This window comes from Vibrio sp. TH_r3, from assembly GCF_033101115.1.
Lineage (GTDB): Bacteria > Pseudomonadota > Gammaproteobacteria > Enterobacterales > Vibrionaceae > Vibrio.
Genome location: NZ_JAWMPW010000006.1, coordinates 33,176 through 49,894 on the forward strand (window position 1 = coordinate 33,176; position 16,719 = coordinate 49,894).

14 protein-coding genes are annotated in these 16,719 nt (G+C 38.4%); 6 read left to right on the forward strand and 8 right to left on the reverse strand.

The annotated features are described in order from the left end of the window. Nucleotides 1-13: 13 nt before the first annotated feature. The 3 genes from R3X26_RS07695 (at nucleotide 14) to R3X26_RS07705 (ending at nucleotide 3,597) form a co-directional block, all read left to right on the forward strand. Entirely contained in the window at nucleotides 14-1,840 is a 1,827-nt protein-coding gene (locus tag R3X26_RS07695; protein WP_317716640.1) for an extracellular solute-binding protein, read from the forward strand. A gap of 27 nt (nucleotides 1,841-1,867) precedes the next feature. Then, complete coding sequence (locus R3X26_RS07700) at nucleotides 1,868-2,680, forward strand: ABC transporter ATP-binding protein (RefSeq protein WP_317716641.1); 813 nt, start codon at nucleotides 1,868-1,870, stop codon at nucleotides 2,678-2,680. A 71-nt stretch (nucleotides 2,681-2,751) separates the two neighbouring features. Then, nucleotides 2,752-3,597 (forward strand): ABC transporter ATP-binding protein, encoded by an 846-nt coding sequence (locus tag R3X26_RS07705; RefSeq protein WP_317716642.1) that lies wholly within the window; start codon nucleotides 2,752-2,754, stop codon nucleotides 3,595-3,597. A 175-nt stretch (nucleotides 3,598-3,772) separates the two neighbouring features. Here the strand turns inward: R3X26_RS07705 and R3X26_RS07710 are convergent, their stop codons facing one another. The 3 genes from R3X26_RS07710 to R3X26_RS07720 form a co-directional block, all read right to left on the reverse strand. Continuing rightward, nucleotides 3,773-4,318 carry a hypothetical protein gene (locus R3X26_RS07710; RefSeq protein ID WP_317716643.1) on the reverse strand — a complete coding sequence of 182 codons (546 nt, stop codon included), beginning with the start codon at nucleotides 4,316-4,318 and terminating at the stop codon, nucleotides 3,773-3,775. Nucleotides 4,319-4,662: 344 nt separating this feature from the next. Then, nucleotides 4,663-5,160, reverse strand: a complete 498-nt coding sequence (locus R3X26_RS07715; RefSeq protein ID WP_317716644.1) for a response regulator — start codon at nucleotides 5,158-5,160, stop codon at nucleotides 4,663-4,665. Next, entirely contained in the window at nucleotides 5,157-7,118 is a 1,962-nt protein-coding gene (locus R3X26_RS07720; protein ID WP_317716645.1) for an ATP-binding protein, read from the reverse strand. The genes R3X26_RS07715 and R3X26_RS07720 overlap by 4 nt, the downstream gene beginning before the upstream one ends. Before the next feature lie 185 nt (nucleotides 7,119-7,303). On the opposite strand from R3X26_RS07720, the gene R3X26_RS07725 reads away from it, so the two are divergent. Further along, complete coding sequence (locus tag R3X26_RS07725; protein ID WP_317716646.1) at nucleotides 7,304-8,560, forward strand: DUF945 family protein; 1,257 nt, start codon at nucleotides 7,304-7,306, stop codon at nucleotides 8,558-8,560. 196 nt (nucleotides 8,561-8,756) lie between these two features. Continuing rightward, nucleotides 8,757-9,839: a 3-phosphoserine/phosphohydroxythreonine transaminase gene (serC, locus tag R3X26_RS07730; RefSeq protein ID WP_317716647.1), complete on the forward strand. Its 1,083-nt coding sequence runs from the start codon at nucleotides 8,757-8,759 to the stop codon at nucleotides 9,837-9,839. A gap of 173 nt (nucleotides 9,840-10,012) precedes the next feature. Here the strand turns inward: serC and cydC are convergent, their stop codons facing one another. The 5 genes from cydC to R3X26_RS07755 form a co-directional block, all read right to left on the reverse strand. Continuing rightward, nucleotides 10,013-11,734 carry a heme ABC transporter ATP-binding protein/permease CydC gene (gene cydC, locus R3X26_RS07735; protein WP_317716648.1) on the reverse strand — a complete coding sequence of 574 codons (1,722 nt, stop codon included), beginning with the start codon at nucleotides 11,732-11,734 and terminating at the stop codon, nucleotides 10,013-10,015. Next, complete coding sequence (gene cydD, locus R3X26_RS07740) at nucleotides 11,727-13,514, reverse strand: heme ABC transporter permease/ATP-binding protein CydD (RefSeq protein ID WP_317716649.1); 1,788 nt, start codon at nucleotides 13,512-13,514, stop codon at nucleotides 11,727-11,729. The genes cydC and cydD overlap by 8 nt, the downstream gene beginning before the upstream one ends. Before the next feature lie 178 nt (nucleotides 13,515-13,692). Continuing rightward, nucleotides 13,693-14,664 carry a thioredoxin-disulfide reductase gene (gene trxB / locus R3X26_RS07745; RefSeq protein WP_317716650.1) on the reverse strand — a complete coding sequence of 324 codons (972 nt, stop codon included), beginning with the start codon at nucleotides 14,662-14,664 and terminating at the stop codon, nucleotides 13,693-13,695. A gap of 188 nt (nucleotides 14,665-14,852) precedes the next feature. Beyond that, a complete protein-coding gene (locus tag R3X26_RS07750) occupies nucleotides 14,853-15,563 on the reverse strand; it encodes a vancomycin high temperature exclusion protein (protein WP_317716822.1) in 711 nt (236 codons plus the stop codon). Between the two features lie 130 nt (nucleotides 15,564-15,693). Beyond that, complete coding sequence (locus tag R3X26_RS07755; protein WP_317716651.1) at nucleotides 15,694-16,017, reverse strand: DUF3392 domain-containing protein; 324 nt, start codon at nucleotides 16,015-16,017, stop codon at nucleotides 15,694-15,696. 263 nt (nucleotides 16,018-16,280) lie between these two features. Here R3X26_RS07755 and R3X26_RS07760 point away from each other — a divergent pair, with 263 nt between their 5' ends. Continuing rightward, nucleotides 16,281-16,658 carry a transporter gene (locus R3X26_RS07760; RefSeq protein WP_317716652.1) on the forward strand — a complete coding sequence of 126 codons (378 nt, stop codon included), beginning with the start codon at nucleotides 16,281-16,283 and terminating at the stop codon, nucleotides 16,656-16,658. Nucleotides 16,659-16,719: the final 61 nt, after the last annotated feature.

Genomic DNA, 16,719 nt, shown 5'->3' on the forward strand with positions numbered 1-16,719 from the left:
TAAGGATATGGAAATGAAAAAAATTCTATCGGTTATTCTACTTTCCAGTTTTTCAGTTTCTGTTTGGGCAGATGGAGTTCTGCCAGCTGGTTTGACTTGGGAAACCAATGTGGATGAGCCTCTTTTTGCTTCTGATAAAGCCCAATTTGGTGGCACATTTCGAACTTCTATTAGCAGTTTTCCACAAACCTTTAGAACCGTAGGACCTGATGCAAATGGTTCCTTTAGGCCTTGGTTACTCGATGCGCATCCTGCATTAGTCAGCAAGCATCCTAATACAAATGAGTGGATACCAGATCTCGCTAATGAATGGGCGTTTAGTGATGATAATCGTACCGTTTATTTTCGATTAAACCCGCAAGCCAAGTGGTCTGACGGTAAACCAGTGACAGCAGATGATTTTACGTTTGTTTTAACGTTAATGCGGTCAAAAGATATCGTAGCTCCTTGGTATAACACTTATTATTCAACGGTCTTGCAAGACGTAACCAAATACGATGACTATACTATATCGATTACCTTGTCTGAGGCGAAAGATAAAAAAGATTTGTTAGAAAGTACCAATCTGGCGCCAAGGCCAAAACATTTTTATAAACCTGATGTTGATAAAAATGGAGATGGAATTGATGACAACTTTGTACGCAAATATAACTTTAAAGCCGAGCCAACAACATGGGCATACGCGATAGACAAAGTCAAAAAAGGGCGCTCTATTAGTTTTAAACATGTAGGGCAAGATTGGTGGGGCTATAGCAATCCGTACTATAAGAATCGTTATAATGTTGACACTATTCGTATTCAAGTCATTCGTGATGATGATATTACCAGAAAACATTTTGAAAAAGGCGATTTGGATTCATATCCTTTAGTACGACCTAATTTGTGGCACGAGAAGTCTAATGGAAAAATGTATCAAAATGGCTACGTACATAAGTTTTGGGGATTTAACCAAGTGCCACAAGGTGCTGGTGGCATGTGGCTTAACACTGCCAAACCTAAGTTAAGTGATATCAATGTTCGTAAAGGTCTTGCTCATGCAACAGACTTTGATGGCATGATTGAAAAAGTCTTGAGAGGTGACTATTCTCGTCAACCAAATGGTATGGGAGTAGGGCAAGATAAATTTACCAACGAATCTATTACCGCGCCTAAGTTTGACCCAGCATTAGCGGCTGATTTTTTTGACAAAGCGGGCTTTAGTACAATAGGTAGCGACGGAATTAGAGCGAATGAGAAAGGTGAACGACTATCCTTCGCTATTACTTATTCGGCAAGATTTCACACACCAAGATTGGCCTATTTAAAAGAACAAGCAAAATTGGCAGGCGTTGAGTTCACTTTAAATCTTATTGATGGTTCTTCTGCATTTAAATATGTGAGTGAGAAAAAGCATGAGATTTCATTTCATACAATGGGATCTGGTTCTCAACCACAATATTGGGAGTATCTTCATTCAGATAATGCCAATAAACCTCAAACCAATAATTTTACCAACTACAGTACACCAAGTTTAGATAACTTGGTTATGCAATATCGTAGCGAATTTAGCCGTCAGAAACGCGAGGCATTATCGCGTGAAATACAACAAGTCGTTGACGACGCGAGTATTATTATCCCTGGCTATATGGTGCCATACACGCGTGTTGGTTATTGGCGCTGGATGAAGTTTCCTGAACAACCAATGACAAAAAAGACGTCCAGTTTATTTAGTACTGGTGCTCCGATGGATTTAGGGACGTATTGGATAGACAACCAAGTTAAAAAAGAAACAAAGCAAGCTATTAAAGAAGACATTCCATTTGAACCGGTGACATTAATTGATGACACCTACAAATTTTAATAGCGGCTCACTCATTAGGGGCATAATTTGACCACTCAAGCTGATGTAATTCTACAAGTACGTGACTTGGAAACGGAATTTTTGACCGATGAGGGAACGGTCAAGGTACTACACGGTGTTAATTTCAACGTGAAAAAGGGCAGGACACTTGGTCTTGTAGGAGAGTCGGGTTGCGGAAAAAGTGTCACCTCCATGTCAATTCTAGGCTTGCTTCCCAAACCGTATGGCCGAGTTAGCAAAGGTGAGATTATTTATCGTGGTACCGATTTACTGAAATTACCTGCGGATAAAATGTATGAAATGCGAGGGAATAATATATCAATAATATTTCAAGACCCAATGACAGCACTGAATCCTGTGCAAACGATTAAGGCGCAATTGGACGAAGTGTTAGTATTGCATCGTAAAGAATTGAATAAGTCTGAGCGACAACAATTGTCACTTGAAATGTTACATAAAGTACGCATTCCTGATGCAGAAAAAAGATTAAATGAATACCCACACAACTTGTCGGGTGGAATGCGACAAAGAGTGATGATCGCAATGGCTCTGGCATGTAAACCCGATATTCTGATTTGTGACGAACCAACGACAGCATTAGATGTGACCGTGCAAGCTTCTATTCTTGATTTAATGGTGGAGTTACAAAATGAAACGGGCATGGCGATGATATTCATCACCCATGATTTAGGTGTGGTGGCTGAAATGTGCGATGACGTGGCAGTGATGCTTGATGGTAAGATAGTAGAGAACGCCGATGTGTTTGAACTGTTTGATAACCCAACTCATGCATACACAAAAAAGCTGTTGTCGCTTATACCGACAGTAGAACACGGATAACAGAGCACGAACCCTGACAACATAACAGTGATATCGATGATAGAACCAATATTGAATATTTGAGTATATGGATGAATAAGCCGAAAAAAAAATTAAGTTCCAATAAGAAAGAAGTACTTCGGATTGATAATCTGCAGCAGTATTTTACTTCTGGTAGTGGCGTGTTAAAAAGAGGCTACACGGTAAAAGCGGTTGATGGTGTGTCATTACATGTTACGCAAGGAGAGACATTAGGTTTAGTTGGGGAATCTGGTTGTGGAAAAAGTACGTTAGGTCGAACTATTCTAAAACTTTATCAACCAACGGGTGGTAAGATCTTTTTTGAAGGTACTGAAATAACAGATTATTCGGTTAAGCAAATGCGTCCGTTGCGCAAAGACATGCAGATTATATTTCAAGACCCTCTGGAGTCGCTCAATCAACGTCATACCGTTGGTAAGATAATAGAAGAGCCATTTATCATTCACGGAATTGGTAACAAAGTTGAACGTCGCCAATGGGTTAAAGAGTTAATAAAAAAGGTCGGATTAACTCCAGAGTCGATAGAACGTTATCCGCATGAATTTTCTGGAGGACAGAGACAACGGATTGGCATTGCACGCGCAATCGCTTTAAAGCCTAAATTACTCATTTGTGATGAATCGGTTTCTGCGCTTGATGTTTCCGTACAAGCTCAGATTTTAGATTTGTTATTGCAGCTTCAGCAAGAGATGGACTTAGCAATGATTTTTATCTCTCATGATCTGTCGGTTGTTAGGCATATTTCTGACCGAGTAGCAGTAATGTATTTTGGTAAGGTGGTTGAATATGGTTCTGTTAACCAGATTTTTCAACAACCAGAAAATGCTTATACCAAAAAGTTGCTAGCAGCGATTCCAGTTTCTCATCCCAAATATAGAAAACGAAAAACAAATTAACCAACCTTATTATTATATTTAGAGTCTAGTTAAATAAAAACCGAAGCAAAATAGCTTCGGTTTAGAATGGTGATGGTAATTTACTTAATGCTGAAAAGCCGTCTTTATAACCTCTCACTCTATCGCTTTAATTGATTGAGTCTAAGTGCGTTGATATAGCACCAAACTCGATTAATTACAGCTTGAAACGAGTGGTAAACATAAGTTGATCGCCGTAAAAGTCATTTATTTTACCTTCAAGACCAATACTAAATAGTTCTGTTGAATGGAAACGAGCAAATATTGAGCCGAATACATCGTCATCATCATAAATATCGATATAGCCGATCTTTCCACCTACTTCAAGTTGGGGTCCAATCCATTGACGAAGGCCAAGGTTGACTTCCATTCCAATATCACTGTTCGCATCTTTCTCGTCAACAGCACGTAACAACATTTCACCAGTCATATCAGCCCAATTGTTGATAGGCGCATGAAAGCCAAAACCACCAGAGAAGTTGTAATCACCTTCAAATTCAGAATCGACTTTCAATAAAGCGTGAGCGTTCGGGTGAATAGATGCACTGTAGGCCGCACCAAATGTAACTGGATCTATACCAATACGTGCTTCTGCATAATCGTAATTAAAGTTGCTCATAATTGCAGGACTGTTTGGATCTGATGCTGCGAACGCTGAGCTAGAAGCAAGTATTAAACCCGCAATAGTAAATAATTTTTGCATAATTAAAGTTAACCTGTGTTCTCTAAGTTAATCGAGATGGAGTAAATAAGCTTGAGTATTGGTACTACGATATAATATTTAATTGCATCAAGTCACCAAAAAAATTGATAATATTATTTTGTGTGGTTAAATAACAATCAAGTGGCATGTGTTTATACTTAGTAAATAGAGACCCGTTACCCTTGAACATGCATCTTTGTTGTCTGTGTTCGTTCACCCCAATCGTATAGCTTACCTATACTTATGATACTGCACTCTCTTGTCGCCTTAATGCAACTCTAATGGTTTTGGGGATAACGATTAGCGTTATTACTTAAGCAGACAATGGCCTGTTTATTTACACGCTATTCACCAAACTGGCTACGTTTGCTTGCTAAGGCATTAAAGATTTTTTCTGTATCTAGAACGCGAGCCCATGGCATAATATCTGCTTCATTTTCGATCATATATTGTGTTAATTGTTGCTTCAGAGTAGCGACAAGTTCGTTGCCATGCCAAGGTTTCGCAATATAAAAATCTAAGCTGGCGCTATTGACTGCTTCAACCGTTGCCTCTAAATCGGCTTGGCCAGTGAGTAACAGTTTGCGTGCTGGCTTGGTTAGTTCATCATGATTTAGTTCGATGAGAAAACTTATACCCGTTTGTTCTGGCATAATATGATCACAAAGAATAAGGGCTAACTTGATATTGTCGTTAATATACTCCTGAATGACTTCTCGTGCTTCTGCTACCGATTCTGCTCCCTCAATAATAAAGTTGTCTTCAAACTCAGAAAGATCTTGTACTACACTATCCAGAACTTCTCTTTCGTCATCCACACATAGAATGAGATATTTATTCATCTTATTTCCTTATCTGTATTTACGACCGCATTTGCTGGTTGAAACGGTAACCACACAATCATTTTAGTATATTGGTTTGGGCTTGATTCTACGTCTATCCAACCACCATGTTGAGCCAGTATTTGATGACAAACTGACAGACCAATTCCTAAGCCAAAATTGCCTTCTTTCTTCGTCGTGTAATTTAGTTCAAATATTTTGTCTTGTTGTTCTTTTGGTATACCGCAACCATTGTCTTCAAATGTTATTTTTGCGTACAGAGATCCTTGTTTAATCTCTTGTTCAGACGTTATCTTCAAGCACCCTTTGTCAGGAAAAGCATCAATAGCGTTAGAAACTAGGTTAGTCCAAACTTGTTGCATCGCGTTGGTTAAACATAAAATATTGGGTAAATCTTGATATTCTTTGATAACCGTATGCCGTTTAAGTTTGTTTTCAAAAATAACTAACGTATCTTCTATGCCTTCGTGGATATCGATAACATGCATTACTTCGTTGTCTTGTCGGGCATACCCTTTCAAACTTTTCACCATATCGGCAATTCTTTTGGCACACACTTGAATTGACCGAAGTGTTGAGCCTGCAATATGGTACTTCTCTAATCCTGCTATACTGGTTGCTAGATTTTTGCTCTCTTTTCCAAGTTGAATAATTTCGTTTAGATTGTGATGAAGATTGAGTTGAACAATTTTTTTTGCTAATTGTTTATCGTTGATATTAGGCAAAATTTCTTTGGTTTGTTGGCGAATCTCTGAAGTTGACATTGGACGTGACTGCATTGATTCTCGTAATATATTTGCTCCTAGTTCTTGATGAGAAGCCGGTAATGGCGAATGAATCAGTTGGTCTATTTGACTAGTTAATGTATCCGCTCCTCGTAGAATGGCTGCAATAGGGTTGTTTAATTCATGTGCAACACCTGCTACAAGTTGACCAAGCATTGCCATCTTCTCCCGTTCAATTAATTGTTGATGAGCGGTTTCTAAAGATTCATACGTTCTTTGTAACTCCAATTTAGTTTTGATACTTCTTTGTAATCGTCTGTTGAAATGACGGAGTAAAATATTGGTAAAAAGTGGAAGAAGTTCACTATTAGAATGAAGTACTTCAGAGAACACATTTTTATCTAATTTTATCACTTTGGTTTTAGTCAGCGTAATTGCCGTCGAAAACGAGAGTTCGCCGGTTACAAATGACATCCCTCCAACGAGACTGCCTTTAGAGTGGCGAACTACTTCTCTTTGTATGGCTAAATCATCCGCTTTATAAAGTGCGACGTCACCCTCTACAATAAACCATAAAAACTCGTTAGGTTCACCTTCTACCGTTAATAAGTGATCGGCAGAATAGGTTCTACATGCTCGCGTATCGTCTTTTTCTGCAAAAAATTTTAGTAAAGCGCCAATGAACTGATCGGCCAAATAAGAATCACTTAATTGATGAAAATCATGGATAAAGCCCGAACGATAAGAGTCGAGTTTACTATCAATATGAGCACTTAAAATCCGCGATTGGTCTAATACGGTACTGTAATCAAGCCAGTTATCGGTTGGCGTACCTAAAATAAAGGTGGTCAGTTCTTTTTGGGCAATTTCTAATATCGCGTGTTTTTTAAGAGGTTTAGTTAAACAGTGATCTAAACGTCCTTCATTTACTGCCATTAGAATGGTTTCAATATCCTCACCGTCACTGACCAAAATTTTTCGTGCATCTTTGGTGTGTGCGGAACGATCAAGTTGTATTAGGAAGTCTGCGGCATCAAATGATTGGCTAGAAGCTGCAATTGCCATAGCAACCAATTGTCCATTTTCTTGCACATATTCCAGAGTTTGAAGTGCTTCTTCTGGAGCATCAACACAACAAATATCAAAATGAGTCGATAGAACCGCTAACTCAGTTCTTAATGTTTCGACTGATATAGGATCATTATCTAGATAGAGCAATACATACTGAGTCACAGTTACCTCACGATGTTTTATTTACTAATGTAGCAATTTTCATCGATGATAGATGGGAGCTAAGTAAAACTCTCACCCTTAGCATGGATAAAAACTCTGATTTAACTCAAGGTTTTAAGTTATAGTTAATCACGTTATAGTTAACGAAATTAGACTCATTTTTACAGACAACGATAAGTGAACTCATGCAACAGATAAAAAAGTTTGGCGCGGTTGGTGGTGTATTGGTTTTGGTTGCGTGTTGGCCACTTGCGGTTGGCCAGATAGCGCAAAAGGTACTGACAGATGGTATAGCGGCGCTTAACAATGAGCAATTTACCGCAAAAGTGGTTGATTATGATCGCCACTATTTATCTGCGCTAGCCACTACTAGGTATGAAATTATTGATCCTACACTGAAACAACAGTTTATTAATGATGGCTTGCCGACAGTATTCAGCTTAAAGCACTCTATTCAACATGGTGTCATTAAAGTTGATTCTGTTACCGAATTTGTCGATTTTGATCAAATCCCTGCGGTCTTATCTTCTGTTACACAGCTTAATGGCAACACGCATTTTACATTAGATATCGATAACATTAATTATCCAATTCCTGATACATTGAACTCATCTATTTATGTTGCCGCATCTAAAATTCAAGGTAAAGCCACGGTTTTAGGTGAAATCGATGTTATGTTTGATATTCCTACTGTCCAGTTACATTTTGATTCCGGTGAAAGTTGGAACATTTCATCAATAACTGGTTCGGCGAAAGGCAAGAAAGACAATAGTTTTTGGCAAGGCGAACAGCTGATTAATGTTGCTGATTTTGCGTTATTATTACCTGATGGTAGCGTAGAAGTAAGTGCCACTAATTTTAGCTATAAGTTTAGCTCCTCTACCGATCACAACGAAGAAAGATTGGATACTAACCATCTTGTTACGGTTGAAAATATGGTGTCGAATCAAGGTCAATTAGATTCAGCTAAATTTGATTTTACACTTGGTTACTTAGATAAAAATGCTTTTGAGGGATTGGTTGGCTTATATCAATCAAACGCAGCGATTGATAATGCGCTTATTACGAAATCAACCCCCTTAATTGACCAACTGTTTAATAGAGGGTTTAAGATCAAATTAAACGAACTGAATATTACCCAAGGTAAGGGTGTTTTCCGTTTAGATTGGTTACTAGAGATCCCTCAAGGTACCAGTAATGTAAGCCAGGATTTTAGCAAGATTATTCCATCGTTTACTGGTGACTTTAACAGTTATATTTCAAACGAATTCATAGAGTCGTATCCTCATATGCAAGAGGGTGTCGATGAATTAGTGATAATGGAATTTATTCAACCGGATGAAAATGGCTATAAAAGTGAAGCTAAAATCCTTGATGGTAAAATTGTATTTGCTAATGGCCAAGAGATACCATTGATGATGTTATTACTGTCCATGATGTGATAAGCACAGATAAATAACGGTTTTATTGAAAAGAGGCGATTAAGCCTCTTTTTTATGCTTTTTCTACGCTTAAAAACATGCTATTACTGCTGCATGTTTACAAAATATCTAGTTTGTAAAAATATACCGTTCACTAGAAATAGAATTTAAAAACGATAGTCTACAAGAAATAAAATAAGCAGGAGCAAAAAATATCATGGGAACCATTTATAATTTTAGTGCCGGGCCTGCTGCTTTACCTAAAGCGGTAATGGAAAAAGCGCAATCCGAATTTGTTGACTGGAATGGGCTTGGGACTTCTGTTATGGAAATCAGCCATCGTAGTAAAGAATTTATCAAAGTAGCTGAAGATGCAGAACAAGATTTGAAAGATTTACTTGATATCCCGGATAACTATAAAGTGTTGTTTTGTCAAGGCGGAGCGCGAGCTCAGTTTTCAGCCGTGCCGATGAACTTACTTGGAAACGCATCAACTGCCACCTACATTGATGCTGGTTATTGGGCTGAAAGCGCTATAGCGGAAGCTAAAAAATACTGCCAACCTGATGTGTTTGATGCCAAATGTCTCATTGATAATAAAGTCGCTGTTTTGCCAGCACAGGACTGGAAAATATCTGAACAATCCGCGTATGTTCATTTCTGTCCAAATGAGACCATTGATGGTATTGAAATAAATGAATTACCAGTGACAGATAAACCGATTGTCGCCGATATGTCATCGACTATTTTATCTCGTCGTATTGATGTATCCAAGTATGGGGTTATTTATGCTGGTGCTCAAAAAAACATTGGGCCTGCGGGCATTTGTATCGCGATAGTTAGGGATGATTTACTCGATTTGGCCACCGAAACTCTGCCGAGCATCCTTAATTATAAGGTCCTTGCGGAAAAAGACTCGATGTACAACACGCCACCAACATTTGCTTGGTATTTATCAGGATTGGTATTTAAGTGGTTAAAACAAAGTGGTGGTGTTGAAGCTATTGAAAAAATCAATATTCGTAAAGCAGAACTATTGTATAAAGCGATAGATGATTCTTCATTCTATACCAATAGGGTACATGCGAATAATCGTTCTTTAATGAATGTTCCTTTTCAACTTGCTAAACCAGAACTGGATAGTACATTCTTACAACTGGCTGATGCAGCTGGTTTGAAAGCGCTCAAAGGGCATAGAGCGGTAGGTGGAATGAGAGCTTCGATATACAATGCAATGCCACTTGAAGGTGTACAGGCTTTAGTTGATTTTATGCAGAAGTTTGAAGCTGAATACGCATAAACAAAGTTGCTAGCCACGATAGTATTTTGTGTAGTATAGATTAGTTTTATAAAAAGACAGCCTCGCAATTTGAAATTGTGAGGCTGTCTTTTTATATAGTTTATTAACTTATTAACTTACTTATATAGATATCATATTGTACCTATCACTTAATCAGCGAAATACCCGTGTTGTTATAACGTTTGATGTAAATGATGGTATCGACCTTGTAGAGAAAGTAGCTGTTTATGTGTGCCTTGTTCCACTATGCGACCTTCCTCTATTAAACAAATTTGATCCATGGTCTCTAAACCAATCAATCTGTGAGTGATAAAGACGACGGTTTTACCTTTGAAATGCTGCTCAAATAGATCCATTATTTGTTGTTCTGTTTTTTGGTCTAACCCTTCAGTCGGCTCATCCAATAGAATTATCGGCGCGTTATGTAATATCGCACGAGCAATACCAATGCGTCTTTTTTCGCCGCCAGAAAGTTGTCTACCTCCGTCACCTAACCAAACATCGATACCGTTATCTGATAGCAATGTTGCTAGACCTACCTGTTCGATAACCTTGATAAGTTCAGCATCTGAAGCTTGTTCTTTTGCCATTATTAAGTTGTCTCTAAGTGAGCCGTTCAGTATATCAACGCGTTGACTAACAACCGATATCGCTTTGCGTAAATTCACTTCACTAATTTTATTTAGTGGAGTAGATGCAAGGGTGATGGAGCCACTATTCACATCCCAGTAACGACAAAGTAGCTGTAGAAGTGTTGATTTACCTGAACCAGTTTGACCTAATATTGCGCAACGTGAATTCGCTTTTATTTCTAGGTTTAGGTTGTTAATGACGCTTTGTGTCGTGTCAGCATAAGTAAAACTGACATTATTAAATGTAATGTCATATTGGTTCGAAACCAGGTCACCTTGGCTAGGGAAGACCACTTCAGGGTCAGCCAGAATAATTTCGTTAAGTCTACGTGCGGAGGTTATGGTCTGACCTAAATGCTGAAAGGCGCCAGCGATAGGCATTAATAACTCGAAGCTAGCCATAGTGGCGAAAGCAAATAATGCCACTAATGGATCAGGAGGATTACCACCAACACCATCAGCCGCTAACCACAATATAAGAGTTAGTGTGAGGCCATTAACTAAAATTAGTAAGCTGCTAGCCATACCAGTAAGGTTGGCATTCACATATTGGTTTAGCATCAGTTTTTTCTGAGACTCTAAAATGGCGTTGCGATAACGTTCTTCAGCAGCAAATAAAACCAGTTCGCTGTGACCTTGTAACCAATCGAGAGAGGTGACTCGTAATTGCGATTTATTATTGGTTAGGCTTTGCCCGTTATGTTTACCAAGCTTGTAAAAAATAACTGGCCAAATCAGCAATATTGACAATAAAATAAAACCGAGAGTTAGACCAAGAATGACATCAAACCAACTCAAAAATACGGTAAGAGTAATAATACTAAAAGCACTAACCACGATAGGGCTCAACAAGCGTAAATAGACATGGTCCATTGCGTCTACATCTGCGACTAATCTGTTTAACAGATCACCGTCGCGTAAATTGGTTACACGACCTGGCACTAAAGGCGCAAGCTTGGTGAAAAAGAATACTCGAAGTTCTGTTAATAGTTTAAATGTCGCGTTATGGCTAACCACTCGTTCACCCCAGCGTCCTGCGGTTCTTCCCATCGCTAAACCTCGTACTGCTCCTCCCGGCAACATGTAATTAAACGTTTCTCTTGCTATGGTTAACCCCGCAATGGCGGATGCAGAAATAAACCAACCCGATAAGGTGAGCAATCCTATTGAGGCAAACATAGTAACAAAAGCGAGCAACATACCAACAGATAACCCAAACCAGTGTTTTTTATAAAGCTTTAGATAAGGTAATAACTCACGCATCGAGGTCTCCTTGTTCGCTTTCAACTACCGTGTTTTTAGCGTTTAACATAGTGGCAAACAGTCCGTCGCTGTGTCGTAAATCGGTGTAGTTACCCAATTCAACGACTTGTCCAGATTGCAATACAATGATTTGTTCAACATTCTTAAGCTGAGATAATTGATGAGTTACGATAAGCGTCGTTTTTGTTTGGATCTGGTTTTCTAATCCTCTCATAACCAGTTTTTCACTTCTAGCATCTAAGCTTGCAGTTGGTTCATCTAATAGCCAGAAATGACCTTTTTGTAACATAGCTCTGGCTAATGCAATCCGTTGTGCTTGCCCAACGGATAACCCTCCAGAGCGGTCATTAATTTGATAGTCTAATCCATGTTGACTCACAAATTCTGTAGCAAAGGATTGTTCTAGAACCGTGTTGATCACACTATCAGAAACGTCACTATTACCTAATGTGATATTGTCTCGAATCGAACCGTGTAATAGCAATGGATTTTGTCCAACCCAGCTAATTTGGTCACGCCAATCAACTAAATCACACTCTTTAAGTTCTAACCCATTAATTTTTAAACTTCCGTCATAAGGTAAGAAACCTAAGATAGCATTAATTAAACTCGTTTTGCCCGCACCACTGGGGCCAACTAGGGCAGTAGTCTTGTTGGCGTGGAGCGTAAAGCTAACCGGTCCGAGTAATTGACTACCTTCTGGGCTTTTAACGATTAAATCGTTAGCGATAATATGAATGGTCTCAGAGTTTGGTATTGGTTGTGTCCCGGAATGTTGTTCCGCCACTTCGGTACTTAAAAATTCCACAATACTTTCTGCTGCTCCTACTGCTTGTGCCTTAGCATGATAAAAAGTACCAAGATCACGCAGCGGTTGATAAAACTCAGGAGCTAGAATCAAAATAAATAAGCCAGAGAAAAGAGTAATACCCGTGCCATAGAAACCAAAGTTCAGTTCACCAATGTAACTAAAACCAAAATAAACAGCGGTTATTGCAATCGAAATTGAAGTGAAAAATTCCAATACTGCCGATGATAAAAAGGCGACTTTTAAAACGTCCATAGTACGTGTTCTAAATACTTCGGAAGCACCGTGAAGAGTTTCTTGCTCGACTTTAGTTCGATTAAACAAGCGGATAGTAGTCATTGATTGTAATCGGTCGTAAAAATGACCAGATAAACGTTGCAGCGCTTTAAAGTTCTTCTTGTTTGCATCTGCCGCTTTCATTCCGACTAAAGCCATGAATAATGGCACTAATGGTGCGGTGACAAGAAAAATAAGTCCAGCAGCCCAGTTAGTCGGAAAAACGACCACTAAAATCACAAGTGGAACTAATACAGATAAAGACATTTGCGGGACATAGCGTGCGAAAAAGTCCTGCATATCTTCGACTTGTTCTAGTAGTAATGTCGCCCAAGTTCCTGCTGGTTTACCTTTAATATAAGCAGGCCCTAACACTCTCAATCTATCTAAAATGAGCTGCCTAATATAAATCCGAATCTGTTCTCCCGCTCGAAATCCTGCAATTTCTCGTCCCCAAGTACAGATAGAACGTCCAATAACAGCGGAGACTAAACCAACGAAGTAGGGGATGAGGGTATGTTTATCGACATTTTCAATAATCAATTGATGTAGAATTGAAGCAAGTAGTGCAGCTTGAATGAGCAAAAACAGACTTGATAACAAACCTAAAGAAATACTAATAACTAGCCAGCGTTTCGCTAGCTTGCTTTGCAGTTTAAGCCACTTATTAAGATCTCGCTGTTTTGATTTATCCATGTAGTTATAAGACTTCTTTTCATTATGACTATTTGTTTTCTAAAACAACTATCTTTTTTTGAAACAAATAATTGTTTGGAAAATCTTCAAATCATGTATGTGTTAGACCAAAGAGTGATTATACAAAAACAAAACCAACGGGAATACCGTTGGTTTATAAGGTTTTGATAATAAGCTGTTATTCACTTGCATTGCTGTCAGTTAGCGAATCTAAGTATCGTTCTGCGTCCAATGCGGCCATACAGCCAGTCCCTGCAGAGGTAATGGCTTGTCGATAGTTTTGATCCATTACATCGCCAGCGGCAAATATACCTTCAATACTCGTTTGAGTTGCATTGCCATTTAATCCAGATTTTACCTTTAAATACCCATTATTTGTTTCTAGTTGGTCATTGAATATGTCAGTGTTCGGATGATGACCGATTGCGACAAAAAGCCCCATTACATCAATTTCTTCTAATGAATCACTTTGGGTATCTTGTAAGCGCAATCCAGTCACGCCCATGTCATCACCAAGGACTTCATCAAGTGTTCGGTTGGTGTGTAGAATTACACTACCATTATTTACCTTTTCCATTAGACGAGTCATCAGGATTTTCTCAGCTCTAAACCCGTCACGGCGGTGAATTAAATGCACCTCGGAAGCAATGTTAGCAAGATATAAAGTTTCTTCTACAGCGGTATTACCTCCACCGATTACTGCGACTTTTTGATTTTTGTAAAAGAACCCATCACAGGTTGCACAAGCTGATACTCCACGCCCTTTAAAAGCTTCTTCAGACTCTAAACCAAGATATTTTGCCGACGATCCGGTTGAAATAATCAATGCATCGCAAGTGTAAGTAAGGTTATCTCCTTCAAGACGAAAAGGGCGATTTTGAAAGTCGACGGTGTGGATATGATCAAATATAATTTCCGTTTCAAATTTTTCAGCGTGTTCTTTCATGCGTTCCATTAGAGATGGACCAGTTAAATCATCAGCGTCGCCAGGCCAGTTTTCGACTTCAGTTGTCTCAGTTAATTGCCCACCTTGTTGTAAACCAGTAACTAAAACGGGTTTTAGATTAGCTCTTGCCGCATAGACAGCCGCGGTATAACCTGCTGGACCACTGCCTAATATCAATAGTTTACTGTGTTTTACTTCTTTCATTGAGCTAACTCCAAAATGATAATTTATTTTTGTTGTGATTGTAGGGAATATGAGTGCTAGTTTAAAGACAATCTGCGTATTAAATTGGTAACTTTGTCAGTTTAAACCGTCGCGTTACTCTAGTAATCGTTTTCGCTGAAAAGTCGCTTATTCTCTATTATTCTTTTTATTCCAATTTATAATCAAAGCTAATTGTTTGTGCTGGTGTTACTAGGTTCTATATCGACTTTATTTTGATGTTTTTCACTTACTGATTCTGTCTCTACAAATTCTGCGTTTGTTTGTGCCGTTGCTGTGCTAATGTGTTTTATTGGCTCTTTTGGGCCTAAAAATTTAGGTTGGGTCCTGAAGACGTATAAATCAAGCAATGCTTTAACTCGAGCAAATACTTCCCTAAATCTGACCGAAATGCCGGAATATTGTTGTGGCCCTGGAACAGCAAGGCAGACTGCTTCTATATCGTAGTGTTTCGCAATGTATAGTGCTCTTTCACAGTGGAACTTCTGGGTGATAATAATAAATTCATCTGCCTCGAATATCTTCTTAGCTCGAACGATTGAATCCAGTGTTCTAAAGCCTGCATAATCCAAATGAATGGTTTCTTCGGGAACACCTGCTTTTAATAGATCTCGCTTCATTGTCCAAGGTTCATTGTAAGAGCGATGAGCATTGTCACCGCTTAACAGAAAATCATCCACTTTATCGTTTTTGAATAGAGTAATAGCGGCGTTAATTCGATTAGCATAGTAATCATTTAAGACTTTACCAAGGTATTTGCTAGTTCCTAGCACCATGGCAACATCGTAATTGGGCAAATTCGATGGCTTGGTATATATATTGTTTTGAGTCGTCCAACTAAAAATACGATCAGCCAACACAATACTCACCACCGATAGCATAAGCGTTAATAATAAACTAATAGCTAAGGTTCGTACCGATATTTTACCAGACAGATATTGCTTGTTTGATAAATATTGCGCAGGTTTTACTCGCGGTGTTCTAGTCAAATTTCAGTGTCCTAATGACGTATTATACGTGACGATTTTTCTGTGCCCACATGCCTATGACAATAAAACAAATGATAACTGAAATAAATAAGATTCCGCTATCTAATGTTTTGAGCCATCGAGCTAAGTAAGGTGATACTTTGATAATAATTAACCCATAACCAAAAGCGTTAAGTAATATGAAGGCTAATGTACGCACAATGAAATGTTGTCTAACCATCTTTCTGCGCGTGAAATGGTTAATGTCTCCACCAAGAATAACCAACATGCAGGCAATAAAAGCGACTGAAATTTCAGCAACGTAAGGTATTAAGTAACTACCTAATGGTGAGAAAAAATCCAACATAATTTATAATCAACTGTACGTTATTCCATATTTACCGATTCTATCAAATATCCTCTTGTTCGTGTTGTATTAGACCAAAAAATATCATTCCTGTAGGAATAGTGTTAAGAGGTTGTTGTTGATATGCTTTTATGTACCGTTGGGTTCAAACAACAGATTATTGTCTTATATTCTATTGCCATATGTTGCTTGTTGTTTAATAGTAACTGTGTGCTGTTTAATAGTAACAGCATGTTGTTTAAACGCGATAGCGTGGGGGCATAATGGAAAAGCACGAAAACACAATAGCAGTGTTTGATTACACATTGTTTTTGGGCGAAAGTTGCAAACAAAAATGGACTTTTATTGATGGCTTTTATTCTTCGATTTTGGCTTTTTGTAGCGAATGGAAGGGCAAAGCCAATCAAGAATGTGAACCTAATGATAAACTGTGGAAATTAGCTCTGAATAATTTATCAGCCAGCTCAAGCGATGAGACTAATATTATTAACTTGGTGAATGTTGCTCGTCATGAGGGAATAGAAGAATTGCATCTTATGATGCCTTATGAGTTAGACATTCAGCAAATAAATACAATTATAGAGCAGACCAATGTAAAAGTATGGCATGTAAAGAAAGATCAACTTATTGTTATTTTTTGATTGGCTTTAAGCTTGTTACTTAAGTGACGATACCTATGTGATTAAAACGTAAGGGACACCT

Bases quoted from the DNA above. Each gene is read 5' to 3' on its own strand.
- R3X26_RS07695 (WP_317716640.1), top strand. From the start codon at position 14: ATGAAAAAAATTCTATCGGTTATTCTACTTTCCAGTTTTTCAGTTTCT.
- R3X26_RS07705 (WP_317716642.1), top strand. From the start codon at position 2,752: ATGAATAAGCCGAAAAAAAAATTAAGTTCCAATAAGAAAGAAGTACTT.
- R3X26_RS07710 (WP_317716643.1), bottom strand. From the start codon at position 4,318: ATGCAAAAATTATTTACTATTGCGGGTTTAATACTTGCTTCTAGCTCA.
- R3X26_RS07715 (WP_317716644.1), bottom strand. From the start codon at position 5,160: ATGAATAAATATCTCATTCTATGTGTGGATGACGAAAGAGAAGTTCTG.
- R3X26_RS07725 (WP_317716646.1), top strand. From the start codon at position 7,304: ATGCAACAGATAAAAAAGTTTGGCGCGGTTGGTGGTGTATTGGTTTTG.
- serC (WP_317716647.1), top strand. From the start codon at position 8,757: ATGGGAACCATTTATAATTTTAGTGCCGGGCCTGCTGCTTTACCTAAA.
- cydC (WP_317716648.1), bottom strand. From the start codon at position 11,734: ATGCGTGAGTTATTACCTTATCTAAAGCTTTATAAAAAACACTGGTTT.
- cydD (WP_317716649.1), bottom strand. From the start codon at position 13,514: ATGGATAAATCAAAACAGCGAGATCTTAATAAGTGGCTTAAACTGCAA.
- trxB (WP_317716650.1), bottom strand. From the start codon at position 14,664: ATGAAAGAAGTAAAACACAGTAAACTATTGATATTAGGCAGTGGTCCA.
- R3X26_RS07750 (WP_317716822.1), bottom strand. From the start codon at position 15,563: ATGCTATCGGTGGTGAGTATTGTGTTGGCTGATCGTATTTTTAGTTGG.
- R3X26_RS07755 (WP_317716651.1), bottom strand. From the start codon at position 16,017: ATGTTGGATTTTTTCTCACCATTAGGTAGTTACTTAATACCTTACGTT.
- R3X26_RS07760 (WP_317716652.1), top strand. From the start codon at position 16,281: ATGGAAAAGCACGAAAACACAATAGCAGTGTTTGATTACACATTGTTT.